10 protein-coding genes are annotated in these 14,443 nt (G+C 39.8%); 2 read left to right on the forward strand and 8 right to left on the reverse strand.

The window, feature by feature from the left end:
* Positions 1–73: 73 nt before the first annotated feature.
* The 8 genes from FD724_RS14800 to FD724_RS14835 all read right to left on the reverse strand — a co-directional run bounded on the left by FD724_RS14800 (position 74) and on the right by FD724_RS14835 (position 11,214).
* Positions 74–1,177, reverse strand: coding sequence for a 2-oxo acid dehydrogenase subunit E2 (locus FD724_RS14800; protein WP_179073150.1), 1,104 nt, complete (start codon positions 1,175–1,177; stop codon positions 74–76).
* Positions 1,170–2,201: an alpha-ketoacid dehydrogenase subunit beta gene (locus tag FD724_RS14805; RefSeq protein ID WP_179073151.1), complete on the reverse strand. Its 1,032-nt coding sequence runs from the start codon at positions 2,199–2,201 to the stop codon at positions 1,170–1,172. Before FD724_RS14805 ends, FD724_RS14800 begins: the two co-directional genes overlap by 8 nt.
* Complete coding sequence (locus tag FD724_RS14810) at positions 2,186–3,121, reverse strand: thiamine pyrophosphate-dependent dehydrogenase E1 component subunit alpha (protein ID WP_179073152.1); 936 nt, start codon at positions 3,119–3,121, stop codon at positions 2,186–2,188. The genes FD724_RS14805 and FD724_RS14810 overlap by 16 nt, the downstream gene beginning before the upstream one ends.
* A 50-nt stretch (positions 3,122–3,171) precedes the next feature.
* Positions 3,172–3,402 carry an acyl carrier protein gene (locus FD724_RS14815; RefSeq protein WP_073644287.1) on the reverse strand — a complete coding sequence of 77 codons (231 nt, stop codon included), beginning with the start codon at positions 3,400–3,402 and terminating at the stop codon, positions 3,172–3,174.
* Between the two features lie 15 nt (positions 3,403–3,417).
* On the reverse strand, positions 3,418–4,185 hold the full coding sequence (locus tag FD724_RS14820) for a thioesterase II family protein (protein WP_179073153.1): 768 nt from the start codon (positions 4,183–4,185) through the stop codon (positions 3,418–3,420).
* A gap of 222 nt (positions 4,186–4,407) precedes the next feature.
* A complete protein-coding gene (locus FD724_RS14825; RefSeq protein ID WP_179073154.1) occupies positions 4,408–4,659 on the reverse strand; it encodes a hypothetical protein in 252 nt (83 codons plus the stop codon).
* Positions 4,660–4,678: 19 nt separating this feature from the next.
* On the reverse strand, positions 4,679–9,361 hold the full coding sequence (locus FD724_RS14830) for a type I polyketide synthase (RefSeq protein ID WP_179073155.1): 4,683 nt from the start codon (positions 9,359–9,361) through the stop codon (positions 4,679–4,681).
* 77 nt (positions 9,362–9,438) lie between these two features.
* Complete coding sequence (locus FD724_RS14835) at positions 9,439–11,214, reverse strand: class I SAM-dependent methyltransferase (RefSeq protein ID WP_179073156.1); 1,776 nt, start codon at positions 11,212–11,214, stop codon at positions 9,439–9,441.
* Between the two features lie 1,025 nt (positions 11,215–12,239).
* Here FD724_RS14835 and FD724_RS14840 point away from each other — a divergent pair.
* Together FD724_RS14840 and FD724_RS14845 are read left to right on the forward strand one after the other, a co-directional pair.
* On the forward strand, positions 12,240–13,568 hold the full coding sequence (locus FD724_RS14840) for a calcium-binding protein (protein ID WP_179073157.1): 1,329 nt from the start codon (positions 12,240–12,242) through the stop codon (positions 13,566–13,568).
* 146 nt (positions 13,569–13,714) lie between these two features.
* The gene (locus FD724_RS14845) at positions 13,715–14,419 is read left to right on the forward strand and encodes a DevA family ABC transporter ATP-binding protein (RefSeq protein ID WP_179073158.1); all 705 of its coding nucleotides are present in this window, start codon (positions 13,715–13,717) and stop codon (positions 14,417–14,419) included.
* The last annotated feature ends 24 nt before the right edge of the window (positions 14,420–14,443 follow it).

The raw sequence follows: 14,443 nt of genomic DNA on the forward strand, positions 1-14,443 counted from the left end.
ATTTCCCCTAGTTTTTACCCTGATGCTGGGATGAAGAATTAAATTAACGACCTATGGACGCAGATGATGATACTTATATACTTGGTTGTTCAATTTTAGTCTTAATTTTAGTTAAAAACTGAGCAGCTTCTCGACCATTAATAACTCTGTGGTCATAAGCAAGTCCTAAATTTATATAGCTACGATTATTGACATTTTGTTCAGAATCTAAATAAACTTCTTCTTGGATTCCTCCAAGAGATAACATACAACTTTGAGAAGGCAAAATGATCGGAATTGTTACCAGAGAATCTTTATCCATATTAATAGAAAGAGAAATATTTCCCTGATTCAATTCTTCTTCATTAAACTGACCGCGCATCGCTTTCAATCTGAAGTCCATCAATTTATTGGCAATATCTGCTAGAGATATTTCACCGACATTTTTAATTACAGGAATAAATAAACCTTTGCCTAAGTCAAGGGTAACTCCGATATTAGCCACTTCTCCAGGCATGAATCTATTGTCATCAATTAAGCTACCAAAGAAAAACGGAAATTCTGATAGTAAAGTAGCTGTGATTTTAATTAATAGTTCTGGTAAGCCGATAATAATATCATGTTTTTTCCCATAGTAACTTAACATTTGAGTTGCAGCATCGCTGTAGATTTTCATCAACAAAAATGCTTTGGGAATTTGTGTATGCGATTGGGTGACTACGCGGGCGATCGCCATTTGTTGGCGAGATATTTCTAAACCTTTAACTTTATCTCGACTCTGTTCGTTAATTAACTTTTCAATATCTGGCCTTTTAATAATATTCTTACCTAATTTTCTGATATTTTCTTCAGAAATACCATGTTTATCAATTAATTCTTGAGCAACCTTGGTAATAGTTAAAGATTTATCATCCGTTGTCTTTGCTTTCTTTCCTGAGTTTTTGAGAAAATCTTGTCTTTCTACTTCAGTTTCAAATAAATATCCAATGACATCTCCAGGTTTGCATTCATCACCAGCTTCAGGTAAGGTATGCAAAATACCCTCTGCTTCACTCTCTAAATCAAAAGCTGCTTTGGACGTTTCAAATACTGCGATCGCTTCTTCTTTATTTACTGGCTTACCTATATCAGACAACCAGTATAACAATGTATAACTCTCATCATTATTATTAAATTTTGGCAGAATTATCTCATACATATAATACGGCTTCCTTGACAGAATTGCAAATATCTTCCTTCTGCACAATCACCTGCTTCTCTAAATGAGCAGAAGAAGGAATAATACTATTTTTCGAGTGAACCAATTTGACAGGGTTTTTTAATTTACCCCAAAGCCTACTGTAGATTTGATGAGCAACTTCACTCCCCCACGTACCGCCAGCTACACTATCTTCCACAATAAAGATATGAGTGCTATCTGCTAATAAATCTATGATGGTTTCTAATTCAAAAGGATATAGTTGACTAGGAACAATAATCTGAGTTTCAATTTCCCAATCAATAAATAATTCCCGCGCCGCAGCTAAACATCTTGGTACTAATCCCCCTGGTGAAATTAGCAAGCAGTTATTTTCTTCAAAACTATCGGCATAAATTCTAGCGAAATTCTTGGTAGAATCTAAAAATTCATAACTAAACAGATCGTCAATCAATCCATCAGCATAAATTCTTTGAGTATAGAGTACCTTATCTTCAAAAAAGATGCAGGGATAAGTTAAATTAACCAACTTTTCAAACACTGCAATATTATCATGCAATGGCGATAATTCAAATAAATATAAATTGGGAATACCAACAAAATGCTTTTGCAAACTTTGGCTATGAGTCGGGCCATATCCTCTGTTACCACCCACTGCACAGCGAACAATCATATTTAAGTCTAATTTTGTGCCATACATTGATACAGATTTGGAAGCAAAATTTAAAATCTGATCGAATGCCAAAGCAATGAAATCACCAAACATGATTTCGACAATTGGTTTATTACCACACAAAGCCAAACCACCACCTATCCCCACAATTGCTTCTTCGCTAATTGGTGTAGTTAAAACTCTATCTGGGTAATTAGAAGATAATCCCTTTGCAACTTTGAATGCTCCTCCATAAGGGTCGAGGATATCTTCACCAATTAAAAAAACTTGAGGATCTACAGCAAATATATGATGTAGGGCACGATTTAAATTCTCAACAACTCGCTCAGTTCTCTTTAGAGTAGTTTCCATTGTACTAATTCTCTAGATTCAACATCTCTAACCAAACTACTTATTTCAGTTTTAACTTTTAGTTCTATCCGCTCAAATTGCTCTGGATATTGCTGCTGATAAACTGAATACCAATCCCATTTTTGAATTCTTTCTAGTTCTTGAATGTCTCGTGTATCGTCACCTTTACTATGGGGACCGACTCGATTAGTATCAAATTCAATTACTAAGGGCAAAGATTTAGTTCTAGCGGCTTGAATGTGAGGGCTAATCAGTGTCCTAATCTCGTTAATATCTATTGAGTCTACTTTTAAATAATTAATTCCAAAACCTTGAACACGACCTGCAATTGTGCCTGCCATTTGCAGTTGAGTAGGAGTAGACTGAGCTATTTTGTTATTTTCTACAATTACTAAAACAGGTAAACTCCATAATTGGGCAATGTTTAAGGCTTCGTAAACTCCTCCTTCACCCCAAGTACCATCGCCAATGTGAACTACAGCCATCCCGAAGTTACCTTGGCGACGTAAATGCAAGGCTATCCCAGCAGCTACAGGCAAACTTTCGCCTTGAATTCCTGTCGATAAATAATTTTTTCTGTAGATGTGCTGACTTCCACCTACACCATGACAAACTGCACCTTCTTTGCCCATAATTTCTGCTAACAAGCCTTCAGGATCTTCAAATCTTGCGAGGTAATGGCCGTGTCCGCGATGATTGCTGAGGATGAAGTCACTATCAGTTAAAACTGTTTTTAGTGCTACAGGGATGTATTCTTGACCGAGGCAAGTATGGGTTGTACCGTTTAATTTGCCACTAGAAAATAGCTCTAAAAGTGATAATTCAAAGTGACGAATCATCAGTATGATTGCTAAGTCATCATCTGAAATTGGAGTCAGTTTTTGAGTTTCTTGGATTGGGGGGAGGGTATCAAGTTTCATGGCGGATGCTGGGGTGTAGAAAAAGCTCACGCAGAAGGTAATTTTAGAGGTTAAGATTCGACTCCTTTTTGAAGTAGAATTTGGCGAGCGTCTGCGAAGGATTTTACAGATTTCACATCGTCAACTGTGAAGACTATATCGTAGGCTTCTTCTATAGCCATTACTAGCTTCATGTGCGCCATACTGTTCCAATTTTTGAGAGTATTGGGGCTGAGTTGATCTGTGATTTCTAAAGGGGAGATGTTTAATACATCTGAGAAAATTTCTGTTAAAGTTTCCAAAGCTACCTCCGGGAATTAAATTGTTAATGTTTGTACTAGTTGTTCAGATATAGCTTTCAGTATTTCTGGTTTCTTATGATTGATGAAAAAATGCTCTCCCTCAATCATCTGCAAGGTAAATTTTCCAGATGTTTGGTCTTGCCATGCAGCAATATCTTCTATATTTACCATTTCATCTTGCAGTCCACCAAAGGCGGAAATGGAACAATTTAATGGTAAGTCAGGAGTATATTCATAAGTTTCAATAATTGAAAAGTCTGCTTTCAGAACTGGCAAAAATAACTGCATGATTTCTTGGTTATTTAAAATCTCCTTGGGGATGGCTTTGTAGCGCTTGTTGATTTCATCGATAAATAAGTTATCTGGTAAATGATGTGTGGGTTTTAGAAAACATGGAGTTTGTGGAGCGCGGCTACCAGAAACAAATAAATGTTTGGGTTCTAAATTATGTTGTTTTCTAAGGCGACGAGCTGCTTCAAAACACAGCAATGCTCCCATGCTATGACCATAAAAAACAAATGGCATATCCAGGTAGGGTAATAAACTTGGAACCATTGTTTCTATTAAGGTAATGAGATGGGAAAATGGCTTTTCTTTGATGCGAGTATCGTGTCCTGGAAGCAGAACTTGGCATACTTCTACATCTGAAGGTAAGCCATTAACCCAATCTCGAAATAATGAAGTACCACCCCCAGCATAAGGAAAGCAAAAGAAGCGAAGTTTAGCTTTTGTATTTAGTTTTGGTGAAAAAATCCAGGTGTTAAGTTCTTTGGTAGCAGTCATCGCTTTTCTTATTTTTACTTAGCTGGAGTTGGAAAGATAATTTTTGGGCGAGTATTTAATTTTTAGATAATTTTATATTTTGGATTTAAAATTCCAAAATTAAAATCTCAAAATTCTGAAGCAAGCACCAACATATCCTGCGGAAACGCTGCACAAACAGGTATCATCTCAATTTAAAATTCAAAATTGTTTGATGCAGAAAGATTTATGAGCTTTTTCTATTTAGACTTTGACTGCATTCATTCGCTTTTCCATTTTTCTCATTTCTTTTCGCTCAAGAAAAGAATCGCGAGGCATCAAAATAAAATAAATTGACATGATGGAAATTAAGCCTACTTCATTATACGTTCTAAAGAGCAAATATAAACCTGTAATCAAAATTGACACAATAAAAAATGTGCTGAGAATCGCTAGTATTTTTTTGATTCCTGACATTTGAGAAATGTTATCTAAAACGGTGTAGATGATGGACATTGCTTTTTCTCCTGAAAAACTATTTCAAAAATAACTGTGTTACTGCGTCTTCGGAAAGCGATTCTATTTGCAAGAAAAGCTCATCTAAGCTATTGCTTTGATTTTGTGATGTTGGCTGTGTAGATATATCTTGGGTTGTTTTAAGATGTTGATGGAAAATTGGAGCTAGCACTTCTTGTGTTAGATAGTTAGTTAGCATTTCGATGTTGGGATAATCAAAAGCTAGGGTTGAAGGTAGGGGATGGTTTAAACTTGCTTCTAGCCGATTTTTTAGTTGGATAGACATGAGAGAATCCATACCCATTTGGAAAAATCCTTGCTGGTTTTCGGGAGGATTTTCTGGGTCGAGATCCAAAATCTCACTCACTATCATTTGCAGATGAGTGATGAGTAAGTTGTGGCGATCGCCTGCTAAACTCTTCTCTAGCTGCAACAATAGCTCTGACTTGATTACAGCGCTATTTTCTTGTTTTTCCTGCGGTTGTCCCAACTCTTCTAGTAGCGGTCTATGTCGTCTGACTTCATAAGTGGGTTTAAAGATACTCCAGTCAACATCTGCGACTATTTTTTGTACTACACCTGATTGCAAACATAACTTCAACGCTTCTAGAGTTTGTGTGATAGCCATCGGTTTTAACCCGACACGCGACCACAGGCTTTGGACTTCAGCTGCAACAACGTTTATCTCATCCCAACTACCCCAGTTAACACTCAATGCTGGTAAGTTGTTTCCTTGGCGATAATGAGCCAAAATATCCAAGAAGTGGTTTGCTGACGCATAAGGCGCAAGTCCGCTAGAACCCCAGATGGCGGCGGCTGAGGAAAACAAAATCAAAAAGTCTAGTTGGAGATTTTGAGTCAACTGATGCAATATCCAAGTACCGCTAACTTTGGCTGCTAATACATTTTGATATGTGCTTAAACTCATCTCTGCCAAGTTTTGAGGGATGGAAATCCCAGCCGCATGGATGATGCCGCGCCAGTGAGTATTGCTGGCAAATACAGCTTGCATCTGGCTAAAGTTGCTGACATCCGCTTGCACAACGTTGACTGTTGCACCTTGAGCTTCTAATGTTTGAATGGCTGTAATTGCCTTTTTGTGCTTGTCATCTGGTGGTAAGGTATTCCATAAAGAACGCTCTGGGAGTCCTTGTCTACCTGTGAGAACTAGGTGTCTTGCACCTTTGGCGACTAACCAAGCTGCCAGCTTTAAACCTAGTCCTCCTAAACCACCTGTGATTAAGTAAGTACCATCGGCATTAAATTCTGTTAACGGCTTCAATGCCTTTGGCACGGTACTGGTGACGAGACGTGCAACATATCTTTGACCATTACGCCAAGCAATTTGATCCTCTCCGTCGGCTGTTTGGATTTCTGCCAACAGCATGGCTGCTTGGTCTGGGGTGGTTTTATCAAGGTCAATTAAACCACCCCACAGTTCTGGGTGTTCCAGTGCTATCACCCTTCCCAGTCCCCATAAAAGTGATTGGGGTAGCGCCTGAGAATTGACGGAAGATTTCACTGGTTGGGTATTTTGCGTGACTAACCATAAATGCGGCCAGTCTGACGGGGGATTTTTCACCAAGGCTTGAACCAAGTGCAGCACGCTACCGCAGAGTAATTTTTCGGCATCTTGCAAGGATGTTTCGGTGACTTGTGCTGAAGCAATATCCAGGCTCCACAAATGCACGATTCCCCGCAGAGGTAGCTGACTGTTCGCCTTTACATCTTTGATTAGTTGCTGCAAATCTTCGCGATCGCTAGGATTGATTGTGAAATATCCTGGTGAAGATTGGCTATAACTATTTCCAGGAATTACAAAGTAACAAGTTGCACCTTGCGCCTGTAATTGGGATGCTAAGGCAGTTCCTAAGCCTTGACGATCGCCAAAGATTAACCACAAACTATCTTGGCTATTTTTACTAGTGAAATTTTGTTGTGGTTTTAACCGCCAAGTTAGATCATAGAACAAATCGGTGCATTCTTCTGATATTGCAGATTTATTCGTTTCTTCTGGAAGTGGCGTTTTGCGGGCAATTTTTCTATCTAACCAGTATCGCTGACGTTGCCAGGGATAAGTGGGTAGTTGAATGTGGTTGCCACCGTTGGGATAGAGTTTGCGCCAATTTACAGGATATCCCGCAGTATACACCGCACCAAGGGAATTGAGCATCACAGCTAATTCATCTTCGTTGCGTTTGAGGGAAGGAAGTACAACACCTTGGCGATCGCTATACTGTAGTCCTTGCTCAATGGCTGTGGTTAAAATTGGATGGGGGCTAATTTCGAGAAAAACTTCATGTCCTTCACCTATCAAGCTTTGAATAGCCGTCGAGAACAATACAGGCTCCCGCAAATTCTTTACCCAATAGGTTGTATCTAAATCCAAACCATCAATTAATTTACCTGTGACTGTGGAATAGATGGGGATAGTTGCTGCTTGGGGTTGAATTCCTTGTAAAAGTTGCCGCAGTTCCTCTTGTAAAGGTTCCATTTGCGGACTGTGGGAAGCGACATCTACTTTCACTAAGCGGCAAAAAATATTTTTGGCTTGTAAATTCGCCAGAATAGTTTCTATCGCCTTGGGATCGCCTGATAAAACAGTGGATGTCGGGCCATTGCTCACGGCTACAGATACGCAGTCTTCATAGCCAACTATCACCTTTTGGGCTTGTTCCAAAGACAAACCAACCACAGCCATTGCACCCTGACCGCTAACCCGTTTAATTATTTGGCTGCGCTTACAGATAATCTTGGCGGCATCGTCTAAGTTTAAGATACCTGCAATATAAGCTGCTGCTACTTCACCCATGCTGTGACCGACGACAGCCGCAGGTTTAATCCCCCATGATTGCCAAAGCGTTGCCAAGCCTATCTCAACGGCAAATAAGGTTGGTTGGATAACATCAATTTCTGTCAAACGTGAATCAGCTTCATCAAGTATCAATTGTTCAAGTAATGACCAATTTGTATACTGACTGATAGCTTCGTCACACTGAACTATAGCAGCCTTAAATACAGGTTCTTGCTGTAATAACTTGCGCCCCATACCTAACCACTGAGAACCTTGTCCAGGGAAGATAAAAATCGGTAGATGCTGACGATCTGGAGTTTGGATACCCGTTGTAATCTGGGAATGTAGTTCTCCCTGGAGATATGTTTCTAGTAACTGCGATAGTTCATTGGGGGAACGAGCTAACAAGCTCAGGCGGTGACTATGATGACTACGGCGGACGCTGGCGGTGTAGCAAATGTCTCGTAGAGTTTCTCCTTGAGTGCTAAGAAAGTCTTGATAGGACTTTGCTAAACACTTTAAAGCTTCTGAACTCCTGGCTGAAATAGGTAGTAAATAATACCCATTTCCCCCATCTCCCACCCTATCCCCCGTTGGCGCTTCCTCAAGAATCGCATGGGCATTAGTCCCCCCTAGTCCAAGGGCTGTAACTCCAGCGCGGCGGGGGATTTGATTGGTTTGCCAAGGCGAGAGTTTTGTATTGACGTAAAAGGGACTACTGGCAAAATCAATGCGGGGATTTGGTTGGTTAAAGTTAATACTTGGTGGTATCTGCTGGTGTTTCAAAGCCAGAATCAGTTTGATTAGTCCAGCTATACCCGATGCTACATCCAAATGACCGATATTTGGCTTGACTGAACCAATCGCACAAAATCCCTGTTTTTGAGTTTGTGTGTGAAATGCCTGGGTTAAGGCATCGATTTCGATGGGGTCGCCAATGGGAGTCCCAGTGCCGTGAGCTTCGATGTATGAGATGGTTTCAGGACTAATCCCAGCTTTGGATAAAGCATCAATGATGGCGTTTTTCTGTCCGATTACCCCTGGTGCAGTGTAACTAGTTTTGAGGGCACCATCATTGTTAATTACTGTCGCCCGAATGATAGCGTGAATGCGATCGCCATCTGCTAAAGCATTTGCTAACTTCTTCAAAACGACAATCCCACCACCGCTACCAAAAACAGTCCCCCCAGCCTCGGCATCAAAGGCGCGGCAATGTCCATCAGGAGAAACAATACCACCACCGCGATAGTAATAACCAGCACGATGAGGGACTCTGACGGAAATTGCCCCAGCCAAAGCCATATCGCAGTCGCCATTCAACAAGCCTTGACAAGCTAAATGTACTGCAACTAAGGAAGTGGAACAAGCCGTTTGGACTGTGACGCTAGGCCCTCTCAAATTTAATCTGTAAGATACGCGACTGGTGAGAAAGTCTTTGTCACTACCAACGAAGGTTTCCAGGAAGCTTTCAAAATCAAGTTTAGGACGCAAGCGATCGCCTAAAATACAATCCAGTATGTAAGTATTGATACTCGCGCCTGCATAAAAACCGATGGGATGTTCATAGTTTTCAGGGTCGCACCCAGCATCTTCTAAAGCTTCCCAAGCACACTCTAGAAATACACGATGTTGAGGATCAATGAGTTTGGCTTCTCTGGGTGAATAGCCAAAGAATCCGGCATCGAAGTATTCCACATTGTCAATCATCGGACTGGCTTTGACATACTTGGGATCGTTGAGGGTAGAAGCATCTACACCTTCCGCCGCTAGTTCCTCATCGCTCAGAAATGAGATACATTCAACCCCATTTTTGAGATTTTGCCAGTATTCATCCAGGTTGTTTGCTTTGGGGAAACGTCCCGACATCCCGATAATGGCGATCGCTTTTTCGTTAAAGTTATTAGACAACTCTAATCCACCTACTTGATTTTGCAGTATGACCTGATGAACTATTCGTATCCTTTGGAGTTCGTATTTCCAACAATCTAGTCAGAACGTAACTCACCACTCTCCACTTCCATAGGGACAAATAAATTGAGACTAACTGTAGCCAAATCATTGGGTGGAAACTTGGCTTGGTAGCGGAGATCGGGAGTTAATCCAGCTAATTTTGCCGCAGCGATGAATTGATTCATTTCAATCGGATATTGATCTGTATAACCATGAGTCGCATCATAAGCTGTGGCTAAGGTATACCCAATATTCGCTGCTGCTAGGGCTGGCGGAATTGTATGTAAGTCTAGGACTAACAAACCAAATCGCCCGATATGCGGTTTCCAACGCTGTAAATGCTCTAATAAATTTTGTAAGAGTTCATTTGCTGTAATCATTCGACCCCTACAAACAAAAGCTCCTGTAGAACTCAATTCACAGCCCATATTTCCCAGTCTGGGAGTGATAAAAGGACGGTTGTGATCTAAAAACGATCTGACATGGAGAAACTCGTCAGATGGTATTCCATATTTGGCGAGTATTGCTTTTGCCAAGTCGTCTGGGTCGTTAATATCACCAAAGATGACGCTTATCGGCGACTGCAAATCCTTGAGTCTTTTATAAGTAGCTTCACGAGAGGCTTGATTATAGTCAGCACAGACCATAATCAAGGGATTCTCATTGAGAAATTTCCCTCTGACGGTCTGATTTTGAATGACGTGATAGATATGCTCCATGAATGTACCATCCCCACAACCCATATCTACAATTCCTTTGGGTTGTTCGTCAATCGGACGGTTAAAGATATCTCTGATAATCGCGTCAACTTTCTGGAAGTAGGTTTGATGAGCTAGTCCGCTACCCCAAATATTTACTCGACGATTCACATGGGTTTCATGTCCATCAGTATCTCGTCCCGATAAAATAGCGGGATTGCCAAATAACAGTTCCGGAACCTTCTCAAATGTTGGTAAATAAGAAACCGTGACTCCGTAAGCGTAGGCTCTAGAAATCGCATATAAGCCTGTACCGATGAACTGAACTTGACGACCTTGAATTACAACCCAGCCCTGTAAAGCCAGGATTTCAAAAGCTTCAAGTAAATGTTTTTGATTACCTGTTAACTGCTCAATATCAAGTGTGTGTGTTTTGGGATCGATTTGCTCAAACACATTAGCCATTGCTAAAGATACCATCGTTGGACCTACCAATAAGCCATTGAGATGGTGCAATATCTGACAACACACATACTGATAATCTTCATCTGTACTTTCTACCAAGTCCCACTGTCTTTTAGCTCTTGCTAGCAGAGAGGAGAAATTCATGCCGTCAGCTAATTTAGACTGTAACGACAAAGTTAAATCTCCAAAAAGATAGTCATTGATATTAATCAGGGTAGGTAAAAAAGCAACAAACTCTTTATAAATTGATGACAGTCCTAACGCTATGCTGCCTCTGCGAGTCAAGGTGTAAAAGATTTCTCCCTCAATTTCTTGATGCTTCATCCATCCTTGCGACACCATTAGCCGCAAAGCAACATTCAAATAGCCTATATTTCCCGGAAAATATTTCAGAACTAGATTCAGGGGTACGACTTTTCCTTCTTCAAACAAGAAGAAGACTCCTCTTTCCTGTAGAGCATTTGTAGTTGGGCCTATGGCAATCCCATCCAGATGTAGAAAGATTGTTCGCCGAACTGAGAGACGTTCTTTTCTTTCTTCGCTGTCTCCATCTGACAAATCAGGAATATTTTTCGGTCTAAACAATTTGTCGAGGATATCGCTTCTGGTATAAACTGCACAGCCAAAAATCTTGTCTCTTAATTGCATAAGTCTTTATACACCTAAAAGCAACTATGCGTAACTGACCTTGCCTAAATCCAACAATAGTTCTAGGTATTTTAACTAATTTAATGGCTAACTAAATTAGCTAAAACCTAAATCCAAAAGCATTTCTGCAATAGAACATAATGGTTGAAGTTCCTTGCAGTTTTCGGCGCTATTACTCAGACTATGCACAGAAACATACGTGTGAACAAAGTTCACAAGCGATATGATTTGGCTAATCAAAAATTTCAATTTTGAAGGTTACTGAAATACAGACCTTATGCTCGGTTAATTAAAGGAGTCTAACCCTATAGCTTATCCTAAATATATTGAGTTCAATACCTTTGCTTAAAGCACATTTTAGTTTTGAATGACTTTTCCCAAGCGGTTTTCATGAATTCCCTTGATAGATAAGCTAACTTAGTTTACCTACATCTTGCAGGTATTTTTAGACTGAGAATGAATTGCTGTTGCTGACTACATCAAGTCGATTCTTGATGCAATTTTTATGGTTAGCTGTGGAACTTATCCACTTTATCCAAGCAAGTTACACCATTCGTAAAAATTATACACACATAATGATAGAGGAATTTTATATTTTTTATAATTTTATCTATATATAAGAAAATTTAATCATGTTTTAATTCTAAGCTCTATATTTTAATAGTATTCAAAATTAATGATTACATAAACAAAATTTAATCCTTTTTTATCAAGATTTCATCTATGCAAATAAATCAACAATTATTTAATGAAGATTAACCTGTTGATAAACAAGTTTTAATTTTTTATAAATACATTTATCTATATGATTCTGAGAAGAATCTTAAAAACGTTGCACTTCATGCAAAAACTTTTCTGAGATTCGTGTAACTATATCAGTTGCAAAATTTGACCAGATATTTTCCATATACAGCCCAGCTAAAGCTTACCAACTGAGTTTTTCATAACTTGTTGAGTTTTAGCTATAAGGACTATTGCTGCTTTTTCATAGTTTATAAAACTCTCAGAAATACCTAACCAAAAATATGTCAAGACCATTGCCTCATCTTTTTGATTCCAACATCCTTGGTGGTCAAGATAGTCTGCTCAATATTTATTATCAAGTCACAGGATTGCACATCCCAAGTTCAGTACTTGTAGGTACGGCGAGTAATGACCTACTCAATGGTAGTAATGGCAATGATCTAATAGTCGGTGGACTGGGTAATGATTTTATTGTTGGTTCTTTAGGTAAAGATGTTCTCTTTGGCGGAGCCGGTAATGATTTCTTTTTACGTTTACCTAACGATGAAGACGATTTCGTATCTGGGGGTAGTGGTAATGACCTTGTAGGTGGGGGTGGGGGTAACGACACCCTGTTGGGTGGATCGGGTAATGATGGTCTATTTGGTGCAGCTGACGACGATCTGCTCTATGGTGGTGCTGGTAACGACGTACTTTTTGGTGCAGAAGGACGCGATCGCTTTGTAGCTAAAGCAGGTGAGGGGGTAGACTCTTTTGTTGACTTTAACCCCACCGATGACTTCATTGCCTTAGCTGGTGGTTTATCATTCAATCAGATCAAGATAGAGGCGGTTGGCCCTAGCTCCTTGATTTCTGTGGCTGCAACAGGTGAGTTATTGGCACTTGTAGCTTTTGTTAGTCCCGATCAGTTCACATCAGCTAATTTTGTACAAGTTAGCAATGCCGAACTGTACTCTCAACACGAATCACCACTTTCACAAGATATTCCTAGCGTTGGCGTTGCAAACCCGCAAACCGTTGGTACAGATGGTAGCGATTTTCTCAACGGAGGTTTTGGTAACGATATTATCCAAGGCGGACTGAGCAATGATGTGATCAACGGTGGAACAGGTAGCGATCGCTTATTTGGTGACGAAGGCGGTGACTTTATTAATGGCGATCTCGGTAACGATTATGTAAATGGTGGTGTTGGGGGTGATTTCCTCAATGGTGGTTGGGGTAACGATACTATTGTTGGAGATGCCGGTGATGACCTTCTCAATGGTGGTCTTGGCAATGACCAACTGTTTGCAGGTGCAGATAACGATGTTCTCAACGGCGATGAAGGTAATGATTTACTCGATGGTGGTTTAGGTTTCAACCTGCTTAGTGGAGGATCTGGACACGATACTTTTGTCTTAGGTAGAGGTGCTAGATTTGACCAAATCTTTGACTTCCAGAAAGGAGTAGATCACATTAAGTTACCCGATCAAATTAGCTTCGGACAACTGTCTTTGATCCAAACTGGTGGTAACGTTTTAATTGCGATCGCTGGTAGCAGTGAACCACCTTTAGCAGTTGTTGATCGTATTCAAGCTAGTAGTCTGACAGCAACAGATTTTATTGCATAGTTGATCTATCTTTTTACACTAATCAGGTACTGTATTATCTGTTGGTGTTAACGTAACCTCCAAAGAATCATTCAGATGTATCGCTAGAACATTAACCAATATGTTCTATCGATACATCATTTATACTAAATATTGTCAGATTTATAATGAGACAAGAAGCTGTAATTATAATTCAAAATCTGAATCATTACTATGGGAAAAATGCGCTGAGAAAACAAATTTTATTTGATATCAACCTAAAAGTTTATTCTGGTGAAATTGTAATTATGACTGGGCCATCAGGTTCAGGAAAAACAACGTTACTGAGCTTGATTGGTGGTTTACGGTCTGTACAAGAAGGAAGTTTGAAATTTTTAGGTGAAGAACTGTCTGGTGTTAGTCAGAACAAACTGGTGCAGATGCGACGTAACATCGGTTATATTTTTCAATCTCACAATTTGTTGAGGTTTTTGACTGCCAAGCAAAACGTACAAATGGCATTAGAATTAAACGATTGCATTTCTCAAACAGAAGCAGTAGCTAAATCAGAAATGATGCTGCAAGCTGTTGGTTTAGAAGAAAGAATTAATTATTATCCAGACAATCTTTCTGGCGGTCAAAAACAAAGAATTGCGATCGCCCGCGCCTTAGTAAATTGTCCTCCCTTAGTGCTAGCAGACGAACCAACGGCTGCATTAGATAAACAATCAGGACGCGATATCGTAAAAATAATGCAGAGCCTAGCTAAAAATCAGGGAACTACTATCTTGTTAGTCACACATGACAACCGCATTTTAGACATAGCTGATCGCATCATAGAAATGGAAGATGGCCTATTAACGAGAGTTCAACTAGGGCAAACGTATGTGTGACTAGTCTGATGGGGAGATAAAATA

The sequence above is a fragment of the Nostoc sp. C057 genome, from assembly GCF_013393925.1.
GTDB lineage: Bacteria > Cyanobacteriota > Cyanobacteriia > Cyanobacteriales > Nostocaceae > Nostoc > Nostoc muscorum_A.